This is a genomic window from Nonomuraea sp. NPDC002799 (assembly GCF_053592075.1).
Map to the genome: position 1 here is coordinate 40,543 of NZ_JBSFVA010000022.1, position 19,900 is coordinate 60,442.

19 protein-coding genes are annotated in these 19,900 nt (G+C 70.9%); 9 read left to right on the top strand and 10 right to left on the bottom strand.

Annotated features, from left to right (window positions below; all coding sequences use genetic code 11):
* Nucleotides 1–43 precede the first annotated feature (43 nt).
* The gene (locus ACWD0F_RS32835; protein WP_449882447.1) at nucleotides 44–232 is read right to left on the bottom strand and encodes a hypothetical protein; all 189 of its coding nucleotides are present in this window, start codon (nucleotides 230–232) and stop codon (nucleotides 44–46) included.
* A 68-nt stretch (nucleotides 233–300) separates the two neighbouring features.
* Nucleotides 301–990 (bottom strand): DUF2306 domain-containing protein, encoded by a 690-nt coding sequence (locus ACWD0F_RS32840; RefSeq protein WP_449882449.1) that lies wholly within the window; start codon nucleotides 988–990, stop codon nucleotides 301–303.
* A gap of 264 nt (nucleotides 991–1,254) precedes the next feature.
* On the opposite strand from ACWD0F_RS32840, the gene ACWD0F_RS32845 reads away from it, so the two are divergent.
* Together ACWD0F_RS32845 and ACWD0F_RS32850 are read left to right on the top strand one after the other, a co-directional pair.
* Complete coding sequence (locus tag ACWD0F_RS32845; protein ID WP_449882452.1) at nucleotides 1,255–2,127, top strand: alpha/beta fold hydrolase; 873 nt, start codon at nucleotides 1,255–1,257, stop codon at nucleotides 2,125–2,127.
* A 137-nt stretch (nucleotides 2,128–2,264) separates the two neighbouring features.
* A complete protein-coding gene (locus ACWD0F_RS32850) occupies nucleotides 2,265–2,756 on the top strand; it encodes a hypothetical protein (protein WP_449882455.1) in 492 nt (163 codons plus the stop codon).
* Between the two features lie 45 nt (nucleotides 2,757–2,801).
* Here the strand turns inward: ACWD0F_RS32850 and ACWD0F_RS32855 are convergent, their stop codons facing one another.
* The 3 genes from ACWD0F_RS32855 to ACWD0F_RS32865 form a co-directional block, all read right to left on the bottom strand.
* The gene (locus ACWD0F_RS32855) at nucleotides 2,802–6,290 is read right to left on the bottom strand and encodes a WD40 repeat domain-containing serine/threonine protein kinase (RefSeq protein ID WP_449882458.1); all 3,489 of its coding nucleotides are present in this window, start codon (nucleotides 6,288–6,290) and stop codon (nucleotides 2,802–2,804) included.
* A 105-nt stretch (nucleotides 6,291–6,395) separates the two neighbouring features.
* A complete protein-coding gene (locus ACWD0F_RS32860; RefSeq protein WP_449882460.1) occupies nucleotides 6,396–7,364 on the bottom strand; it encodes an NAD(P)-dependent alcohol dehydrogenase in 969 nt (322 codons plus the stop codon).
* A 190-nt stretch (nucleotides 7,365–7,554) separates the two neighbouring features.
* Nucleotides 7,555–8,406, bottom strand: coding sequence for a maleylpyruvate isomerase family mycothiol-dependent enzyme (locus ACWD0F_RS32865; protein ID WP_449882463.1), 852 nt, complete (start codon nucleotides 8,404–8,406; stop codon nucleotides 7,555–7,557).
* 292 nt (nucleotides 8,407–8,698) lie between these two features.
* Between ACWD0F_RS32865 and ACWD0F_RS32870 the strand changes: the two genes are divergently transcribed.
* Nucleotides 8,699–9,154: a MarR family winged helix-turn-helix transcriptional regulator gene (locus tag ACWD0F_RS32870; protein WP_449882465.1), complete on the top strand. Its 456-nt coding sequence runs from the start codon at nucleotides 8,699–8,701 to the stop codon at nucleotides 9,152–9,154.
* A gap of 97 nt (nucleotides 9,155–9,251) precedes the next feature.
* On the opposite strand, the gene ACWD0F_RS32875 is transcribed toward ACWD0F_RS32870, so the two are convergent.
* Nucleotides 9,252–9,710: a MarR family winged helix-turn-helix transcriptional regulator gene (locus tag ACWD0F_RS32875; RefSeq protein ID WP_449882468.1), complete on the bottom strand. Its 459-nt coding sequence runs from the start codon at nucleotides 9,708–9,710 to the stop codon at nucleotides 9,252–9,254.
* A 151-nt stretch (nucleotides 9,711–9,861) separates the two neighbouring features.
* Between ACWD0F_RS32875 and ACWD0F_RS32880 the strand changes: the two genes are divergently transcribed.
* Nucleotides 9,862–11,766, top strand: a complete 1,905-nt coding sequence (locus tag ACWD0F_RS32880) for an MFS transporter (RefSeq protein ID WP_449882471.1) — start codon at nucleotides 9,862–9,864, stop codon at nucleotides 11,764–11,766.
* Nucleotides 11,767–11,805: 39 nt separating this feature from the next.
* Here ACWD0F_RS32880 and ACWD0F_RS32885 read toward each other — a convergent pair whose 3' ends face one another.
* The 3 genes from ACWD0F_RS32885 to ACWD0F_RS32895 all read right to left on the bottom strand — a co-directional run bounded on the left by ACWD0F_RS32885 (nucleotide 11,806) and on the right by ACWD0F_RS32895 (nucleotide 14,407).
* On the bottom strand, nucleotides 11,806–13,044 hold the full coding sequence (locus ACWD0F_RS32885; protein ID WP_449882473.1) for a cytochrome P450 family protein: 1,239 nt from the start codon (nucleotides 13,042–13,044) through the stop codon (nucleotides 11,806–11,808).
* 261 nt (nucleotides 13,045–13,305) lie between these two features.
* Entirely contained in the window at nucleotides 13,306–13,746 is a 441-nt protein-coding gene (locus ACWD0F_RS32890; protein ID WP_449882476.1) for a DUF6623 family protein, read from the bottom strand.
* A gap of 319 nt (nucleotides 13,747–14,065) precedes the next feature.
* Nucleotides 14,066–14,407, bottom strand: a complete 342-nt coding sequence (locus tag ACWD0F_RS32895; RefSeq protein WP_449882477.1) for a hypothetical protein — start codon at nucleotides 14,405–14,407, stop codon at nucleotides 14,066–14,068.
* A 342-nt stretch (nucleotides 14,408–14,749) separates the two neighbouring features.
* On the opposite strand from ACWD0F_RS32895, the gene ACWD0F_RS32900 reads away from it, so the two are divergent.
* From ACWD0F_RS32900 to ACWD0F_RS32910, 3 genes are read left to right on the top strand one after another with little or no spacing between them, the layout of a single operon-like run.
* Nucleotides 14,750–14,896, top strand: coding sequence for a hypothetical protein (locus tag ACWD0F_RS32900; protein WP_449882479.1), 147 nt, complete (start codon nucleotides 14,750–14,752; stop codon nucleotides 14,894–14,896).
* On the top strand, nucleotides 14,893–16,038 hold the full coding sequence (locus tag ACWD0F_RS32905) for a methyltransferase domain-containing protein (RefSeq protein WP_449882481.1): 1,146 nt from the start codon (nucleotides 14,893–14,895) through the stop codon (nucleotides 16,036–16,038). Before ACWD0F_RS32900 ends, ACWD0F_RS32905 begins: the two co-directional genes overlap by 4 nt.
* A 14-nt stretch (nucleotides 16,039–16,052) precedes the next feature.
* Nucleotides 16,053–16,238 carry a hypothetical protein gene (locus ACWD0F_RS32910; protein ID WP_449882483.1) on the top strand — a complete coding sequence of 62 codons (186 nt, stop codon included), beginning with the start codon at nucleotides 16,053–16,055 and terminating at the stop codon, nucleotides 16,236–16,238.
* Here the strand turns inward: ACWD0F_RS32910 and ACWD0F_RS32915 are convergent.
* The gene (locus ACWD0F_RS32915; RefSeq protein WP_449882485.1) at nucleotides 16,226–18,058 is read right to left on the bottom strand and encodes a rhamnogalacturonan lyase; all 1,833 of its coding nucleotides are present in this window, start codon (nucleotides 18,056–18,058) and stop codon (nucleotides 16,226–16,228) included. The two genes, ACWD0F_RS32910 and ACWD0F_RS32915, sit on opposite strands and share 13 nt — an antisense overlap.
* Before the next feature lie 382 nt (nucleotides 18,059–18,440).
* On the opposite strand from ACWD0F_RS32915, the gene ACWD0F_RS32920 reads away from it, so the two are divergent.
* The gene (locus ACWD0F_RS32920) at nucleotides 18,441–18,875 is read left to right on the top strand and encodes an ATP-binding protein (protein WP_449882488.1); all 435 of its coding nucleotides are present in this window, start codon (nucleotides 18,441–18,443) and stop codon (nucleotides 18,873–18,875) included.
* Between the two features lie 278 nt (nucleotides 18,876–19,153).
* On the top strand, nucleotides 19,154–19,897 hold the full coding sequence (dhbA, locus tag ACWD0F_RS32925) for a 2,3-dihydro-2,3-dihydroxybenzoate dehydrogenase (RefSeq protein ID WP_449882491.1): 744 nt from the start codon (nucleotides 19,154–19,156) through the stop codon (nucleotides 19,895–19,897).
* The last annotated feature ends 3 nt before the right edge of the window (nucleotides 19,898–19,900 follow it).

Sequence of the window (19,900 nt, forward strand, 5' to 3'; positions counted from 1 at the left end):
TTCATCATCGGCGGGCCACCGGCACGGCGCGCGGCCGGCGCCGTCACTGCCGGTGCGCCACCAGAGCCGCGTCCGGCCGCTCCACCGGGCGGGTCTCCGGCGCGGGGCACCACCCCAGGCAGTAGCCATGCGTCACGATGAGCCGCGCGCGCTCGACCGTGTACGAACTGGCCCGCATGGAGACGATCACGCCTTGGCACGTCGGGCATTGGATCGGCTGGCCGGCTGTCATGAGACCTCTTTCGGGGCTACGGGAGGACACGCTTTCAGAAAAGGGGCTTCTGTCCTGGAAACGAGCGTTCACACCCGCGCGGGCCGACCGGCGGCGCCGCCCCGCCTGCGGATGATCAATTCGGCCACCGCGACGTTGATCACCCACCCGAGCCCCAGAAGCAGCGTCCTGGGGAGCTCGGTGGGTGCGCCGAAGGCCAGCACCCACGGCACCTGGGTCAGCGCCTGCGTGCCCGCGCCCATGCCGATCGCATAGCCGCGGAGCATCCAGGCGCGATGCCGGAGGACGTCCCGCCGCCGGATCGCCGCGACCCCGAGCACGATCGAGACCGCCATCGCCGTGCCGAACAGCAGCCTGAACCCCCACAGGAGATCGCCGTGCCCCTCGGGCAGGTCGGAGAAGAGCGTCAGCCAGACGCCCGTGAGCGCCGCGACGAGCCCGCAGGGCACCAGCAGCCGCCCGGACCTCCGGTGCCAGGCGCGCCGGCGCAGCCCCGGCACGAACTGGAAGGCCCCCAGGACGCTGTACACGCTGACGCAGACGATGTGCAGCACCACGGGCAGGGGCATCGCGAAGAACCGGGCGTTGCCCGGCGTGATCGCGGCGCCGCCGCCCAGCTCGGTCAGCCGGACGGCCCCGGCGGCGACGGGCACGAAGGCCAGCAGGATCAGCCCGGCGGCCACGGGCCATCCCGTCCGGCGGCGACTCCGGGGTGCCCGCGCACGCGGCGATCGGGCCGTCACACTCTCTTCGGTCATGTTCCGATCGTGACGGCCGGCGCCGACCGGCTCATCGGCGGAACGGCCGGACTCCCATCGGCCGATCATCCACCCGCGAGGCGTACTTTCGGCCGATGGGCCCACCCCCCTGTCCGGGCGCGACCGCCTCGGCAGGCCGGACACGCCCACACCACCACCGGCCACGCGGCGTGGCGTCGCCTGCCGGGGCGGCCGGGTGTCACATGATCCGAAGGGTGGAGCCCGACCCGCTCCGCGGACGCATCGGGACGTGGGAGGCCGGCCATGCCATCGGAGAAGTGGTCGCACGGCATGGCCGACATCGAGCCTGGCCTGCGCCTGCACTATGTCACCGCCGGCACGGGAGGGCGCGCCATCGTGCTCCTGCACGGGTTCCCGCAGACGTGGTGGGGGTGGAACCGGGTGATCGCACCGCTCGCCGAGCACGGATTCCGCGTGATCGTCCCCGACTACCGGGGCGCGGGGGACTCCTGGCGCCCGGCGGGCGGATACGACAAGCGCACCCTCGCCGCCGACGTCCACGTCCTGCTGCGGCAGCACCTGGCGATCGAGGAGCCGGTGGTGGCCGTCGGCCACGACATCGGGCTGATGGTCGCCTACTCCTACGCGCAGCGGTACTTCGGCGAGGTGTCCCACCTGGTGGTCATGGACGCCCTGCTGCCGGGGACGGACGTCTTCGACCGGCTGCGCGGCGATCCGCGGGTGTGGCACTTCGCCTTCCACGGCGTGCGCGACGTGCCGGAGATGCTGCTCGCCGGGCGCGAGCGGCGCTACCTGCAGGCGTTCTTCAACGCGCGCACCTGCGATCCCTCGGCGATCAGCGAGGCGGATCTCGACGTCTACGCCGGTGCCTACTCCGCGCCCGGCGCGATGCGCGCGGGGCTGGAGCTCTTTCGCGCCTTCGACCAGGACGCCGAGGACAACCGCGAGACGCTGGCCAGCCGGGGCAAGCTGCCGATGCCGGTGCTCGCCGTGGGCGGCTCGGCCAGCACGGCGGGCCCGCTGATGGAGGAGATGATGAACGAGGTGGCCGAGAACGTGACCGGCCGCGTCATCCCCGGCACGGCGCACTGGATCGCCGAGGAGAACCCGGACGCCTTCCTCGCCTGCCTGCTGGGCTTCCTCCCCGGCCGATGACGGCGGAGCGCACGGCTCCGTTCCGGAACAGGCGGGTCCTGCGCGGATCCTCAACGGATGCTCAACGTCGCCCTGCCTACCTTGCTCCTACCGAACGGCGGCCGGCCGGGCCGCCGGGAAGATCAGAAGGAGCGGACATGCGTATCACTCACGCGGCGAAGACCGGTCTCATCGGGCTGGCGGCAGGGGCGGCGCTCACCATGGGCGCCACCGTCCCCGCCGCGCAGGCCGCCCCCGCACCGGCGACGGCCGTCATGCCGGTCACGGCCCAGCCGGCGTCGGCGGCGTCGGCGCCCCGCTGGTTCAACCTCGGCCACTACAGCGGCAAGCCCCGGGGCATCTGGTACCTCCCCAGCAAGTTCGGCGGCGTCAGGTCGAAGGCCAAGGTCTTCCAGGTCGCCGCCCGGTGCTGGGGCGGGAGTGACGGCACCCGGATGTCCGGCACCATCTGGGAGCGCAAGTCGGGCGGCTTCTACAAGTCCGTGAAGTCCTTCCGGAAGGTGCCCTGCAACGGAAAGATGCAGTATTCCCGCATCTCCAACGCGAAGATCGGCAACCAGTACCGTGTCTCGATCCAGCTCTCGGGCAAGCGGCACACGATCGAGGCCTGGTTGCAGAACTACGGCTGACCCGGGACGCCGCAGCCGTCATCGCCCCGGTCCGCCGGGGCGGCCCTAGCGCGGGCAGACCTCCCGATAGGGCAGCTCGGGAAGATACCGATCCCAGTCGGCTCCCGTCAGTTCGCCGCCGGCCCGCGCGCACAGCAGGGCCACCGCCCGTTCCGGGTCGGTGACGTCGGAGAACACGGCGCCCGTGCTGGTCAGCGAGTAGAGGGTGCCGCCGTCGGGTGAGAAGGCGAGCGTTAGGACGGCGTCCACGGGGCCGGGGAAGGCCAGGTCGGCGACCGTTTCCGTGGGCATGTCGCGGATGCGGACCCGATTCAGGTAATCGACCGTCGCCAGCGTCCGGCCGTCGGAGGAGGCGGCGGTCGGGCCTTCGGCGCCATCGTCCGCCAGCGGCGGCTCGATCAGCTTGCCCGCCACCAGATCGGTGAGATACAAGGGCCGGCCCGAGACCAAGGCGTAACGGGGGTCGGGCGCCAGGCCTTTGAAACCGATGCCGACCTTGCTGATGTCGATGCGCCGGTCGATCCTGCCGGTCGCGACGTCGATGCGGGCGATCCCGTCGGCGTCGAGCGCGATGAGCTGCCTCCCGTCCGGTGTGAACGCGAACCGGCCCCGGACGTCACGCGTCACGTGGGCCTGCCGCCAGCTCGGGTCCGCGGTCCAGAGCCGGACGGCCTCCTCGTCGCCGCACGAGGGCGCCTTGCTGTAGACGGTGTCGACGGCGAGCGTGTTGCCGTCGGGGCTGAAGGCGAGGCCCATGACCCGCCAGAAGTCGTCCCGCACATGGGCCGGCCGGCCGGACAGCCGGGCGATCTCACGGCCGGTGGCGACCTCGCCGATGGTGATCGATCCGTCCGGCACGACCGCGGCCAGCCGGGTGCCGTCCGCGCTGAGGGCCACCGTCTGATACGCGTCAAGGCTCAACTCGGCGCACGGCGAGGTCTCCTCCCCACCGCCGCTGAACACCAGGGTCGGCCCCACCTGGCGACGCGAGCGCAGATCCCAGACGCGTACGCCGTCCGGCGCGTACGTGGCCGCCCGGTACGCCCGCCCCGCGATGGCCACGCTCGTGGCCGCCTCGCCCATCCCGGACAACCTCAAGGGCGTGGTGTAGGCGGAGATGTCGGCGACCCGGATCTCGCCGCGCATAAGGAAGGACAGGCTGCGCCCGTCAGCGGCGAACCCGAGCTCATCGACCGGCCATGGCAGGCTGGGCAGGATGGTCACCGAGGCGCCGGTGCGCAGATCCCAGAGCTGGAGGCCCTGGTTGTCCGGCGTCGCCATCCAGCGCCCGCTCGCATCGAAGGCGACCTGGTCGACGACGCGTCCGTGCCCGGCGTGCTCGGGGCGTTCGGCGCCGGTGTCCACGGCCCAGAATCTGAGCTCGGGGTCGTCCGTGACGAGGGTCTTCCCGTCCGGGCTGAAGCGGACCGTGCGGACCTCCTTGTCGTGGGACTGCTCATCGGCGGGCAGCGGGACGGCGAACGAGCGCGTCGTGCGGCCCGACGCGACGTCCACCAGCTCCACCCGGCGGTCGGCGACGGCGAGCGCCAGCGTGGCGCCGTCGGGGCTCAGGGCGACCGCCGTGACCTCCTTCCTGGTCAGCGAGGTCACGAGCTCACCGCCGGCCATGTCGAAGACGGAGACGGGCCTGCTGGAGTCGAAGGTGAAGGTCGCCGCCCGGTCACCGCGCAGGTTGAAGGCCGCGCTGTTGCCTCCGGCGGCGACCTCGCTCCGGCGCCGCCCGCTGCGCACGTCGAAGACGCGGGTGGTGCTCTGGTAGGAGTCGATCGCCAGGAGCGCCGACCCGTCCGGGCTGAGGAAGCTGTTCGCGCAGCATTGCTTGGACCGGATCGCGCCTGAGACGGAGCGCGCGCCGGGGGTCCAGACCTTCGCGAAGTCGGAGTCGTAGGACAGGATGTGGCCCTGAGCCGAGACCGACAGGTACGTGCTGGAGATCGGCACGCGCACGTCGGCCTGGGCCAGCGACGACAGCAGCGTCGTCCGCGCCTCCGGCACCGGGGAGACGCGCCAGGCCGCGACGCTGAGCAGCAGCGCGGTGTTCGGGGCGTGGGAGCGCATCTCCGGCACCCGCGCCGCCAGCCGGCGGGCGATGGCCTCGTCACGCTGCGTGGTGACGGTGCGGCGCTGCGTCTCGGCCAGCGTGCCGAGGATAGCCGTCACCGAGAGCAGCGCGGTGAGCGCGGCCAGCAGCAGCCGCCGGCGCCGCCGGCGCCGTGCCGCCAGGGCGGTGGAGGCGGCCAGGAAGCGCCGCTCGACGGCGTTGAGCCGCAGGTTCCGCCGCGCCTCGCCCGCCCACCGGTTGTCGCGTTCGAGGGCCGAGCCCTGGTGCAGGTCGGCGTCCTTGTGCCCGTGGGCGGACCACACCCGCGCCGCGTCGCGCAGGCGATCGTGATCGGCCAGGCCCGGTCGTTCCTCCGCCAGCCAGCCGTTCAGCCGGGGCCAGGCCACGGGCAGCGCGGGGGCGGCGATGCGGACCTCGGCGTCGCCGCGCAGCAGGAGCCCGTCCCGGCACAGGCCCTCGACGACGGCGGGCACGGCCGGGTCGTCGCCGAGCTCGTCCATGGCGGCGGCCCTGAGCTGGTCGCCCGGGCCGATGAGGCGGAGCAGCACCCCGGGCACGGCCGCCTGCGCCGGCGTGGGCAGCGCCGCGAACGCCCGCTCCGCGCGCTCGCCCAGCGGCGGCTCCACACCGGCGTCGCGCGCGCCGACGGTCCCCGCCGCGCGGCTGCCCGCCTCCATCAGGCCCGCCGGCTCCACCCGGTGTTCGAGCAGGCGCAGCAGCAGGTCGCGCGCGGGCGGGCGATCCTCGGGCCGTTCGGCCAGGCCGGCCAGGACGAGCGAGCGCAGCGGCTCGGCCAGCTCGACGGCGGGCGCCTGCGCCCGGTAGGGCGGGCGGCCCGACGCGGCGTGCAGCATGACGGCCGCCCAGCCGTACACGTCGGCCGCCTGCCCGGCCAGGGCACCGCGCCACACCTCGGGCGCCATGTACATCGGCGTGCCGACCGCGCCGTGCGCGCCGGTGGAGACCGAGCTCGTGAGCAGCCTGGCGATGCCGAAATCGATCACGCGCGGCCCGTCCGGGCTCAGCAGCACGTTGTCCGGCTTGAGATCGCGATGCACGACGCCCGCGCGGTGGATGGCCACCAGCGCGGTGGCGATCCCGACCCCGAGCCGGTGCAGCTCGTCGCCGTGCAGGGGCCCGTGCCGCTGCACGGCCGCGCGCAGGGTCGTTCCCGGCACGAACTCGCTGACGATGTACGGCCGTTCGGCGTCGAGGTCGAAGTCGACGATGCGGGCCGTGCAGAACGGCGCCACCCGCGACAGCGCGGCCACTTCGGCGTCCGGCGGGCGTAACAAGGACGCGGCCGCGTGCAGCACTTTGATCGCCACGCGCTCGCCGCCCGGCCCGTAGCCCTCGAACACCACCCCCTGACCGCCCGCCCCCAGGCGTCCGGCGAGGGCGTAATGGCCGATGCGCTGGGGGTCGCCCTCGACGAGTGGGCTGCAGGTCATGATCCATTCTGTCGCGGAACGTCCCGTGAGAGAAGCGTGCGCGCCTTTCGGGTATGGCGAACCGAGGTCCCTTTCCAGCGCGCCGCACCAGCCGTGGCTCCGGGCTCACACGGTGATGACGACCTTCGCCCGCGCGTGCTCCTCGCTGAAGTACCGCATCGCCTCGGGCACCTCGCTCAGCGGGAACGTCCGGTCGATCGCGGGTGTGATCCGCCCGGACTCGATCATCTCCTTGAGATCGGCGAGGTTGCCGCGGCTCGGCTCGGCCATGTAGGTGCGCAGGCTCTGCCGGACGAACGGCGCCAGCACCAGGGCCCCCAGCAGCCGGCCCATCGGCCCGATCCACCGGCCGCCGTTGGAGCTGGACAACACGAGGGTGCCCGCGGGGGTCAGCACGCGCCTGCACGCGGAGAGCGAGTGATTGCCCGCCAGATCGAAGATCAGGTCGTAACGCCGCGCACCCTCGGTGAAATCCTCCCGGGAGTAGTCGACGACGTGGTCGGCGCCGAGCGAGCGGACCAGGTCCACGTTCCTGGTGCCGCACACCCCGGTGACCTCCGCCCCGAGCGACTTGGCGATCTGCACGGCGAAGGTGCCCACGCCTCCCGACGCCCCGTTGATCAGGACCCGCTGCCCCGGCGCCAGCCCGCCACGGTCGCGCAGGCCCTGCAGCGCGGTGTTCGCCGCCCAGGGCACGGCCGCGGCCTGCTCGAAGGTCAGGTTGGCGGGCTTCGGGCACAGCAGGTCCTCGGGTACGCGGGCGTATTCGGCGAAGCCGCCGGCGGGAACCTCGGCGTACACCTCGTCGCCCGGCGCGAATCGTGTCACGGCCTTCCCGGCGGCCTCGACCTCTCCGGCGATGTCCCGGCCCGGGACCTTCCGCTTCGGCTCGCGCAGCCCGAAGGCCAGGCGGCCCAGATAGGGCAGGCCCGTCATGGTCACCAGGTCGCCGTGGGTGACCGAGGTCGCACGCACCCGGACCAGGACCTCGTGGTCGCCGGGCACCGGCTTGCCGACGTCGCCGAGCCGCAGAACGTCGGCCGGGCCGTACTTCGCTTGGACGATCGCCTTCATCGTGCTCTCCTCATGCGCCGCCGCGCGTCCGGGGGTGTTCTTCGTGAGGGTGTCACGGCATTCAGTCACCTGAAAGAAAATTCTTACACCTCAAACATAAGGCATACGTGATGAAACGGCCAGAGCCGTCTGAGTGGAGGAGAGGGCACGGCTCACCAGGGACGTGGCACGGCCGGCCGCGCGGTGACCGCTAGCGGCCGAGTCGCACCAGGCGGGGCGCCGTCTCCAGCAGCTCCCTGGCGAGTCGTCCGCCCGTCCGCGCCTCGACCGTGCGCGGGTCGCGGCGGTCGGCGAACAGGAAACAGAACTCGACGGCGTCCATGTCGATCGTCGAGCGCCGCTTCGCGGGGTCGTCCCCGAGCCGGACCAGCCAGGTCCCGCCGCCGGGTCCGGTGAGGCGCATCTCCACCGTCCCCGTGCCCGTCCCGCCCCCCACCTGATGCGCGAACGGCAGCGAACGGCAGCCCATGTCCGTCATCGTGTGCACGTGGGAGGCCACCGGATCCGGCATGACGATCCCGGCGGCCAGCGCGATGTCGGTGGTGTGCACCCAGGTCTCGAAGGCCCGGTTGGTGAGATGGTCGCCGACGCGCAGCCGCATGCCGCACGCGGTGATCTTGGTCTCCGGCAGCCCGGGATCCGCGGCGGCGACGAACGCGCAGAGCGCGGCGCTCTGGGCGCGCCAGGCGGCGACCAGCTCGTCGCGGCTCCCAGCGACCAGCTCGTCGCGGCTCCCGGCCGCCGCGAGCACCTCGTCGGTGTACGCCTCCGGATCGTCGCTCGACGGCCGGCCCCCGGGGAGCGGCGCCCCCAGCGCCGCGGCGAGCAGCCGGTCGGAGGCCAGAAGATGACCCACCACCTGGTGCGGTGTCCACCCGTGAATCACCGGCGCGGCACAGGCGGCGGCGGACAGCTCCGGCAGCAACACCTCAAGAGCCGCCACCCGGGCGGCGTACGCCGCGCCCCAGGCAGGCACCGTGTGGGCGGGCCTGCGCCGGACCACCGCTGCCTGCAACACCTCGTCCCGAGTCACACTCGCCATTCGCGCGAGACACCTCCCTTGGACCAGGCATTCGCCCTGTCTCCGCGCGGAAATCCAGGACGCGCGCTCCGTCGAGCCGAGGAGACCGACGGGCCGCACGCCTCGCGTCGGAGGGCGGCGAGAGCTCTCTCCGATCGCCACGGTATCAGAAGGCTTCGGATTCACGGCTTCACCAGGTGATCCACCGGATCGGGGGCACGGTGTCCCGAGGCGATGTGTGCCCTACATATAATGTGTATGATGCATCTTCGCTGCGGCGCTCTGTCTGCCCGGGAGAGGAGCGAAACCGGCCATGGCCAAGTCCACACACGCGATCGAGTACGAGACCATGCTGCTCGGCCGGCACCGCTACCTGGCCCCGCCCCGTCTCGGTCCCGACGGCGATCACCTGGACCGCAGCGCGTACATCCTGCTCAGCCGCCTGGCGATGGACGGCCCGATGTCGATCGGGCAGCTCAGCGACGCCTTCCGCCTGGACCCCTCCACCCTCAACCGGCAGACCTCCGCCATGACGCGCGCCGGGCTGCTGGAGCGCATCCCGGACCCCGAGGGCGGCATCGCCCGCAAGTTCCGCGTCACCGCGGAGGGTGAGCAGCGCCTGCGGCGCGAGCGCGAGCAGAACATCCGGGGCCTGGAGAAGGTGCTGGCCGGCTGGTCGCCCGAAGACGCCGCGGCCTTCGCCGGCTACCTCAACCGGTTCAACTCCGACATCGAGCGACTCGAAGGACGTCCCTGGCCACGTCCGTGAGTCGTGTCCGTCAGTGGCAGCCGTGAGCCACGGCCGTGATCGACCACCTCGGTCCATCACGGCCGAGGCCGTGCGGTGCCGTGCGGCCGGGGTGCGGTCAGGGGCGCGGCCAGCGCTGACCTGAGAGGTCCTCGATGCTGACGTTGAAGCGTTTGAGGTAGCCGGCGAAAGCGGCGGTGTCGTCATCGCTCCAGTCGGCCAGGGTCCGCTCCAGCCCGAAGATGTTCTGCTCCCGCTCGCCGCGCAGACGCCGCTCGCCCTCCGCGGTGACGCGGAACTTGCGGGCGAGGCCGCCCTCGGGGTCGGCGAAGCGCTCGACCAGTCCGGCGCAGAGCATGGCGGTGGTCTGCCGGTGAATCGTGGACGGGGCGACCTTGAACGCCTCGCTGAGCTGCCCGATCGACATCGCGCCGCCGGTGCGCAACCGGCTGAGCAGGACGTAGGCGCTGCGATCGAGGGGGCGGTCGCCGCCGCGCCTGGCGCTCGGCGCGGTCATGTCACGGTGGCGCCACAGCAGCATGGTCTCGTACTCGATCAGGCCAATGGAGTCGTTCATGACGGTCTCTCTCGTCCCCAGACGTCGCGCGATGTGCATCGTGCACAAGTTGTGCATGGAACATATCATGTGTATGGTGCATTCGGACTTAAAGGGCGAAGGGGGATAAATGGTGCACTCTGCGCCCCATGCACGCTCGGGTAGCGGGATCGTGAGTGTGCTCGCGGTGGCCGGCATCGTCGGCTCGCTGATGCAGACCCTGGTGGTGCCGCTGGTCGGCGAGCTGCCACGGCTGCTCGACACCACGGCGGCCAACGCCTCCTGGGTGATCACCGCGACGCTCCTGGTGGGAGCGGTCGCCACCCCGGTGGTCGGCAAGCTCGGCGACCTGTACGGCAAGCGCCGCATGATGCTCGCCTGCTCGGTGCCGCTCATCGCGGGCTCGGTGGTGTGCGCGCTGGGCGACTCGCTGATCCCGATGATCGTCGGGCGGGGCATGCAGGGGCTGGGCGTGGGCATGATCCCCCTCGGCGTGAGCGCGCTGCGCGACCTGCTGCCGCCCCAGCGCGTCGGTCCGGCGATCGCGCTGATGAGCTCCTCGATGGGCATCGGCGGCGCGCTCGGGCTGCCGATCTCCGCGGCGGTCGCCGAGTACGCGGACTGGCGGATGTTGTTCTGGGGCTCGGCCGGGCTGAGCGTGCTGGTCGCCCTGCTGATCTGGCTGCTGGTCCCGGCGACGCCCGCGCGGCCCGGCGGACGACTCGACGTCGCCGGGGCGATCGGCCTGGGCGTGGCACTCGTCTGCCTGCTGCTCGGCGTGTCCAAGGGCGCCGACTGGGGCTGGGGGAGCGGCACCACGCTGGGACTGCTCGGCGGCGCGGTGGTGGTCCTGCTGCTGTGGGGCCTGTGGGAGCTGCGCGTCCGTGACCCGCTGGTGGACCTGCGGGTCACCGTCCGGCCGCAGGTGCTCTTCACCAACCTGGCCTCGGTCCTCATCGGCTTCGCCATGTACGCCCAGTCGCTGGTCGTCATGCAGATCCTGCAACTGCCCGAGGCGACCGGATTCGGCCTGGGCCAGTCGATGCTGGCCGCCGGGTTGTGGCTGGCCCCGTCCGGGTTGATGATGATGGCCGTCTCCTCCTTCGGCGCCCGGTTGTCGGCCGCCCGCGGACCTAAGACCAGCCTGTTCATCGGCGCGCTGATCATCGCGATCGGCTACGGCGCCGCGTTCGGCCTGATGGGCTGGACCTGGGGCCTGATGATCGCCAGTTGCGTCGGCAACATCGGTGTCGGCCTGGCCTACGGCGCGATGCCCGCGTTGATCATGGGCGCGGTTCCGCAGACCGACACCGCCTCCGCCAACAGCTTCAACACGCTGATGCGCTCCATCGGCACCTCCGTGTCCGCCGCCGTGGTCGGCGTCGTGCTCTCCCAGATGACCATGACGCTCGGCGGGCGTACCCTGCCCGCCGAGTCCGGGTTCCGCACCGCCCTGCTGATGGGCTGCGGCGTCGCTCTGGTGGCCGCGCTGGTGACCCTGACGCTTCCCAAGCGCCAGAGCGGCACGGAGGCCACCCTCGCCACGGCGACCGGGCCGGCCGCTGCGCCGCCTCAGGTCGTCCAGGTCGGGCACGATGAGCTGGACCCCTGGGAGGACGCGTTCCGCTCCCACAACCACGCCCCGGCAGCCGAAGCCGCTCCCCGGCACCAGCCGCAGCCGGCTTCCCTCCACCAGCCGACACCGGCGGTTCCCCTTCACCCGCAGACGGCCCACCCCCACCCGCAGACGGGCGCGGCTCCCCTCAACCCGCAACCGCAGGCCGTCCCCCTCAACCCGCAGGTGGAGGCGGCACTCCTCCACCTGCAGACGGGGGCGACTCCCCTCCACCAGCCGACACGGCCGGCCCCCTTCCACCCTCAGACGGGAGGCCCGTCGCCTGACGATCGCGACGAGCTGCTCTGGTTGCGCCAGGAGAACACGCAACTGCGTCAGGAGAACGCCCGACTGCACCAGGAGACCGCCCAGTTGCGCAGGGAGAACGGGGAGCTCCGCAGGGAGCTCGACATGTTCCTGCAGAGCGCGGCCGTCTGGCTCAAGAACCTGGCGGACCGATGAGCCGAGGCCATCGGGCCTGACCCGGGCACTCAAGGAGGGTCAGGGGGCGAGACGGGCGGGCAGGGTGCGGTGCCCGTTGGAGATGAAGGACGGTATCGCGGGCAACTCGTCCGCCGGGGCGGCCAGGGTCAGGCCGGGATGGCGGTCGAAGAGGGCGGGGAGCGCGATCGACGCCTCCAGCCTGGCCAGCGGCGCGCCGAGGCAGTGGTGCACGCCGTACCCGAAGGCCAGGTGCTCCTTCGCCGCGCGGGTCACGTCGAACCGGCCGGCGTCGGCGCCGTGCACCAGCGGGTCGCGGCCGGCGGCGGCGTAGCAGGCCAGGATGGCGTCACCGGCGCGCAGCGTGACCCCGTCACCGAGGTCGATGTCCTCGACGGCGAAGCGCAGCGGCAGGCTCGCCACGGGCGCCTGGGTGCGGAGCGTCTCCTCGATGACGTCGTTCCAGGAGACCTGACCGTCGCGGACGAGGGCGAGCTGACCGGGATGGGTGAGCATCGCGAAGATCGCGTTGTCGAGCAGGTTCACCGTGGTCTCCTGGCCGGCGCTCAGGAACAGCACCAACGTGTCGATCAGCTCCTCCTCCGACAACCGCGAGCCGTCGTCGCGGACGGCGATCAGAGCCGAGGAGAGGTCGTCGCCCGGCCGCTCGCGCTTGCCGGCGACGAGCCCGCGCATGATCTCCCGCAGGCGCGGGAACGCGGCGGCGGCCTCCTCCGCCGTCACCGTCCCGGTGTGGAAGAAGGCGTCCACGCAGCGGCGCATCTCCCGGCGGGTGGTCTCGTCCTCGACGCCGAACAGGTCGCAGATCACCCTGATCGGCAGCGGGTACGCGTAGCGCTCGCGCAGGTCTACGGGCGTTCCCTCCGGCACGTCCGCGAACCCGTCGAGCAGGTCGGCGGCGATCGCCTCGATGCGCGGCCGCAGCGCGGCGGTGCGACGGACGGTGAAGGCGCTGGAGACCAGCCCGCGCAGCCGCCGATGGTCAGGGCCGTAGGCGGTGAGCATGTTACGCACGGCCACCCAGGCGAACAGCGGCCACTCAGGAGAGATCTCGCCCTTCATCCACGCCGGCCAGTGCAGGTAGGCGTCTTTGGACACGCGAGGGTCGGTCAGCAGGCTCCTGAGCAGGGCCTGCCCGCCCACCGCCCAGGCGCGGACGCCGCCGGGCAGCTCGACGCGGGCGGCCGGCCCGAGCGCGCGGATGCGCTCGGCCTCGCCGTGGATGTCGCGGCCGGTGGCATCGATGACGTAGGGAGGTGCGCCGGGGGAGCCGTCCATGATCTTCTCCTGGGTCGCGCGGTCTGCGGGCCTGGTGCTCGCCCTCGTTCCGCCAGCAGCTTTCCGTGCCGGACGGGGCCGCGCCCACTACCCCGGCAGACCGATCTCCGTACGCGGGCTCATCGTGTCTCTGCTTCGACTGCGCCGACCGACCCTTGATGTCAACTGCCGCGCTCGCACCATTGGTCACCGCCGCCGGCTCGGTGAACTACACCGCTGTCACGTCGGTCCTTGCCGAGGTGGATCCGGCTGACCGCCGGCTCATTCCCAGTCGGCGCCGAAGCCCGCGAAGAAATAGGAGGCTTCGAAAGAACCCGAATCCGAGTTCATGAACATCGTGATGCCCAGTCCGAAGAAAATCGTGTGATTCAATGCGATGGTGTTTTCCGTCCTGATCGCCAGCTTGTCTCCACAGATCGTGACCGCACGGTCCTCCAGTCGGTTGGTGTTGTCGAAGATGTGGACCCTGGTGATGCAACTGCTGACGTCCGAATTTCCCAGGATGAAGACGCGCTTGAGTTTCGGACGTACGCCCCCGATGATCACCGGCGTAGGCATCGCTACATGGAACCATTGTTTGGTGTTCCTGTGCAGCTTCACCTGTGTGCCGAACCCGAAGCGGGTGCACTGATGGAGGAGCTGAGGAGTCTCCGGGATGACCGCATTGCCGTGGATCCACATCGCCGTGAGCGCCACGATCACTATGGCAGGTATGGCCAGCTTATACGCGTGAGACATCCCCCTTGCCTATCGCATCTAACATCCTGGACTCCAACTTTCCACCGCTGTCTCGAATCTTGAACGCCGGCCGCAGCCAGGCGCATTATCGCAATCCTGTCCGGTTTATCCACTATTGTGAAATGGCTCGTTCGGTGTTCAGACGGTTCGCACGCTCTCTCGCTTTCACCGCCGCTAGCATTCTCGGAAAACGTCGAACCGCGTGTGGAACACTGGCTCAAGTTATGGTGAGCCAGCGCCAGTGGAATCATACGGTCTTTGAACGTCGGGGCATCGATTCCGGTCAACGCCGCGACACCCACCGGAGCAACCGGAACGCACGGGCACTGTGCGTCGGGCTACCGTACAGCGCGGTGATCACTACCAGGGCGCCGAGGCTGAATTGGGCCGCGACCATAGCGGAGCCGATCCATGGATCAGCGATCCAAACGCCGACGTTCGCGCCGGCCAAAGCACTGAACACGCCGAACCGTTGAACGCGGTCCAATGGGGTTGCCATACGGAAAGAATCCCCGGCTGATGCTTCCGGGGATGGCTTGAGTATCCCCGCACCGGCCCAGAGGCAAACGATGCCCCAGAGATTCATCGGCGGCACCAGGTCCCGGTGCTGTCCACGCTCGAGCATGAGTGGATGAAAAATGTTCACATCGGAAGTCGGCTTCCGCGACGCTAATTTTCTTCATGCGCTCTCGTACGCCTTACTGCTGAAATCAAGGCGGCCGCTCCTTGCAAGATGCCTAGAAATGAAGATCCAGCCGACTGTGCGGATCCTGGTGGGGGAGAGCTGATGCGCAGGGTCGACCACATGCGACTGCACGAGATGCCGAGCGCCGTGTTTGATCAGGATGTTCACGGGGTTGCGGGGAGGCCGGCACCTTCCCTGGCCGGCCCATGGGTGTGTGTCCCTCCGGTGATCCGCGCAAGCCTGGCTGTACTCGCTGAGTAGTCGTACGCTCACGATAAGCTGATGGCAGTGGGAAGGGAGCCCATGGGCAAGGGCAAGCATGAGGGTGAACCGCACACGTACGTCGACTTCGAAGTGCCGGACGACGCGAAGTCCAAGGAAACGGGTGACGGAGACGGTAGCCGCGACAAGCCCAGCGACACGAAGTGACCCTGGACCCCACCGGCCGCATGCTCGCCGCGGTCGTCGAACGGAGGGGGCCCGTCCCACCCCGGATCGAGCAGGCGTTCCGCGCGGTCGAGCGCCACCGGTTCATTCCCGCCGTGGGGCTGGTGCTCAACGACGGCGAGCGGGCCCTGATCGACCGGGACGCCGATCCTGACACCTGGTGGGATGCCGTCGCCTCCAACTGTTTCATCGTCACGCAGGTGGCGGACGGCGCCGCCTCCCTTCAGGACAGGAAGGGCATCTTCAGCTCGTCCAGCAGTGCGCCGAGCACGGTCACCGCCCTGCTGAACCTGCTCGATCCGCGCCCGGGGAACCGCGTGCTGGAGGTCGGAACGGGCACCGGCTGGACGGCCGCGCTGCTGGCTCACCTCGTCGGGGCGGACGGCGGCGTCACGTCGATCGAGGTGGACCGGCAGGTCGCTGAGCAGGCGGCCAAGAATCTCGCCGCCTTCGGCGTCCAGGCGCACCTGGTCGTCGGGGACGGTGCGGAGGGCTGCCCTGAGCGCGCTCTCTACGATCGGGTTCACGTCACCTGCGCGGTGCGCTCCATCCCTTATGCCTGGATCCAGCAGGCGCGGCCCGGCGCGGTCATCGTGGCACCGTACTCGGTCGGGGACGGCGACGATCAGGTGGTGCGGCTGATCGTCATGCCGGACGGCAGCGCGGTCGGCACGTTCGTGACGGGCAGTTCCTACATGGTGATGCGCGGCCACCGGGCGGTCCATGGGTCAAAGCCGGACGACGCCGCCATGCATGACCTCGGCACGCGGGTGGACCCGCGCATGATCGCCGAAGCCCCGCAGGGCGCACTCCTGGCGATGGCCGCCATGACCGGCCTGCACTTCGCCACCCAGCCCCAGCCGGACCACACGGTGGTGTGGGCGCTCAACCCGCACGATCCGGGCCAGCGGGCCAGGGTCGTCTGGACACCCGGCGTCCAGGAGTACGCCGGCGTCCAGGTGGGTGACCGGCCGGTGTGGCAGGAAGCCGTCAACGCCTACTTCCGGTGGGCGGCCTGGGGGGAGCCCGACTTCGACCGGTTCGGAATGACGGTGACCAGCGAAGGCCAGCAGATCTGGCTGGACTCACCCGAGCGGGTGATCAGCCCCAGCTGCACCTCTTAGGTGTCGTCAGTCGTATGCCGGACAGCCACCGGGCCGCGATCCTGTCGCGCGTCCTCCTCTTGAAGGTCTGCGCCCACCTCATGCCGGCATCCGAGCAGCGGACGCGCCGGGCCGACGCGGCGCCGCCGCGACGGCCCGGGTCCATGGCCGACGGCCCGCAGACGGCCCAGGAGATCATCGGCAGCGATCAGCGTACATAGATGTCCGGCCTGGCCGGGGTGGCCATGCGGTCGCCGATGAAGTAGCTCGTGTGCGGCGGCTGGTTGTAGGCGGTGTTCTGCCAGGCCACCGACACCCGGTACAGCGGGTCGTGCATCAGCGTGTACAGGCGCCGGTCCGTCGGCGTGGTGGTGCTGTAGATGCGCAGCGCCCGGTTGTCGCTGGTGGGCCAGACGACCTCCTCGCGCCAGTCGCCGAACAGGTCGGCCGACAGTGAGGGCGTCGCCTTGGTGCCGTTGTTGGAGTGCACCCCCGAGGCGGTCAGCAGGCGGGTGTCGGAGCTGGTGCCGTACTTGTCGATTCTGGTCTGGTCGAGCAGTTCCCTGACCGGGTCGGCGTCCCACCAGACGAGGAAGTTGACCGAGGACGGCTTGCGGCCGGCCGTGTTGCCGGTGACGCTGCGCACGTTGGCGTCGGCGGCCGACCAGAACTCGCCGGCGATCCGGACGGTGGAGATGTCGCCGGCCACGCCGCGCCCGTTGTCGGAGCCGGAGGCGGTGGACCACAGGATCTGGCCGGTGCGCGGGTCGATGTAGAGGGAGCCGGGCTGGGAGGTGGACTCGCTGACCTTGAAGTACTCCAGGCCGGCCTTCGCCGGGTCGAAGTCGCCCAGGTGCTGGGCGTCGCCGTGGCCGGTGCGCGTGGTCCACATGCCGGTGCCGTTGTCGTTCACGGCCATCGCGCCGTAGACGATCTCGTCCCGGCCGTCGGCGTCCACGTCGCCGACGGACAGGCTGTGACTGCCCTGCCCGGCCCACTGCGAGCCCGCCGAGTTGCTGTCGAACGTCCACCGCTTGGTGAGCGTGCCGTTGCGGAAGTCCCAGGCGGCGATCACCGAACGCGTGTAGTAGCCGCGCGCCATGATGAGCGAGGGGCGCTCGCCGTCGAGGTACGCCGTCCCGGCCAGGAAACGGTCCACCCGGTTGCCGTAGTTGTCGCCCCACGAGGAGACCGTGCCGCGCGGCGGGTCGTAGGAGACCGTGGACATCGCCGCGCCCGTCAGCCCGTTGAACATGGTCAGGTACTCGGGCCCGCTGAGCACGTACCCGCTGGAGTTGCGGTAGTCGGCGCCGGAGCTGCCGATCACCGTGCCGCGGCCGTCCACGGTGCCGTCGGCGGTCTTCATCGCGATCTCGGCCCGGCCGTCGCCGTCGTAGTCGTACACCTGGAACTGGGTGTAGTGAGCGCCGGCGCGGATGTTGCGGCCCAGGTCGACGCGCCACAACCGGGTGCCGTTCAGGCGGTAGGCGTCCACGAACACGTTGCCGGTGTATCCCGACTGGGAGTTGTCCTTGGCGTTGGACGGATCCCACTTCAGCACGATCTCGTACTGCCCGTCGCCGTCCACGTCGCCCACGCTGGCGTCGTTGGCGCTGTAGGTGTAGGCGACCCCGTCCGGCGTCGTGCCGCCCGACGGCGGCTGGATCGGCACGTCCAGGTAGGCGCCGCCGGTGAAGCGGAGCGAGCCGGGCGACGCGGCCTGCTCGGTGCCGCCGGTCACCGCCCTGACCGTGTACGAGGCGTCGGCGGCGGCGCCCCCGTCCAGATAGCCGGTGGCGGCGGTGAGCCCCGAGGCGACCCTGGTCGAGCCCCGGTACACGTTGAAGGAGACGCCGTCGGGGTCGGTGCCGAGCAGCCGCCACGACACCAGGTTGCCGGAGCCGGACCGTACGCTGATCAGCCCGCGGTCGAGGTCCTCCATCTGCTTGGTGGGCGGGGCGGCCTGAGCCGTGGTGGTGGCGGTGGTCAGCGTCGTGGCCAGGGCGAGCACGGTGGCCGCGGCGGCCAGCGGTAACCGCATGGCAGGGTCCTTTCAGGAGTGGACGGGCTTCGGTAAGCGCTTTCCCGATGGGTGAAAAGAAAGTTTCATGGGCGTGGGGCGGTGAAGTGAGAGCGCTAACACCCGCACGCCGAGCGTGGGCGCCCGAAGAATGAGGGCTCGACCTGCGGGGATGGTCACAAGGTCTCCTCGTCGGCGGCAGGGGATGGCGGGGTTCGCGCCAGGGCGTATTAAAGCCAGCCCCCTTCGCCCGCGCAAGGTCCTTCCGGCGCGGCTTTGACTCAGTCCTTGACTCAGGTGTGCGTGTGTCCAACGGCGGCAATTGTTGATCTACATTGTAAAGGCGCCGGGCTCTGTCACCTTGGGCACAGCATCGGACACCACCACGACGGACATTGAAAGCATGGAGCCGCTCAGTGTGGACTTCGACGAGGGACGCGTGGGACGCACCCGCCACGCGGTCTACGCCCGCGCCCGGTTGCTGGGGGTGTCGGGGGAGCGGCTGGGCGACCTCGTGGCGGCGGTCAACGAGTGCGTCGTCAACGCCGTCGAGCACGGCGGCGGCCACGGGCGGCTGCGCATGTGGCCGCAGGACGGGAAGCTGGTCTGCGAGGTCGCCGACGACGGGCCGGGGATCTCCGCCGGGGTGCTGGACGAGGCCGGCCTGCCGGCCACGTCGGAGCCGGGCGGGCGCGGCATCTGGCTGATGCGGCGGTTGTCGGACGAGGTGGTCTTCACGACCGGGCCCGAGGGCACGGTGGTGCGCCTGTCGATGACGCTGCCGGTCGCGGGCCGGTCGCCGGAGGCCGGGCTGGTCGCCTCGCGGCTCACTCCGTAGCCGCGTTTCCCGGTTCGGCGGCGCGGCCGGGCCGGGCGGCTCAGGTGGGCATCCTTTCCGGGCTCGGCGGTGCGGTCGGGCCGGGTGGCTCAGCGGGTACCCATTGTCTGACCTGGGTGATGCGGGCGGTTCCGGTGGTGCGGGGCCGCCCGTCCGCGTGTTCAGGGCAGGCGCGGCAGGCGGTGACGGCACCGGAACGCTCCCTTGACAGATGCTGACTTTGCGATCAAATTAGGCAAGGCTTACCTAACCACAGCATTCGGGGAGGACTTGCCGCAATGGACGGGATCGACGGCAAAATCGCCTTGGTGACCGGCGCGGCCCGGGGGATCGGGGCGGCCGTGTGCGCGGCGTTGGCGGACGCGGGGGCGAAGGTCGCGGCGGCCGACATCCAGGCGCGGTCCGGCGGCTACCGCATGGACGTGCGCGACCCGCAGGACGTGGCGGACGTCGTCGCGGCGGTGGAACGGGACCTGGGCCCGATCGGCATCCTCGTCAACGTCGCCGGCGTGCTGCTGCCAGGAGCGGTGGCGGACGCCGAGGACGACCACTGGCGGCAGAGCTTCGCCGTGAACGCCGACGGCGTCTTCCACGTCTCCCGCGCGGTCGCCCGCCGGATGGAGGCCAGGCGCGAGGGCGCGATCGTCACCGTCGGCTCCAACGCGGCCTCCGTGCCGCGCGTGGGCCTGGCCGCCTACGCCGCCTCCAAGGCGGCGGCCCGCATGTTCACCCGCTGCCTCGGCCTGGAGGTGGCCAGGCACGGCATCCGCTGCAACGTCGTCTCGCCGGGATCGACCGACACCTCGATGCTCCGGGCGCTGTGGGCGGGGACCGACCATGACGACGCGCTCTCGGCCACGCTCGCGGGCGACCCCGGCACGTTCCGCGTCGGCATCCCGCTCGGCCGGGTGGCGGACCCGGCCGACGTCGCCGACGCGGTCGTGTTCCTGTGCTCGGAGCGGGCCAGGCACATCACCATGCACGACCTCCTCGTCGACGGCGGCGCGACCCTTCGCGCCTGACCA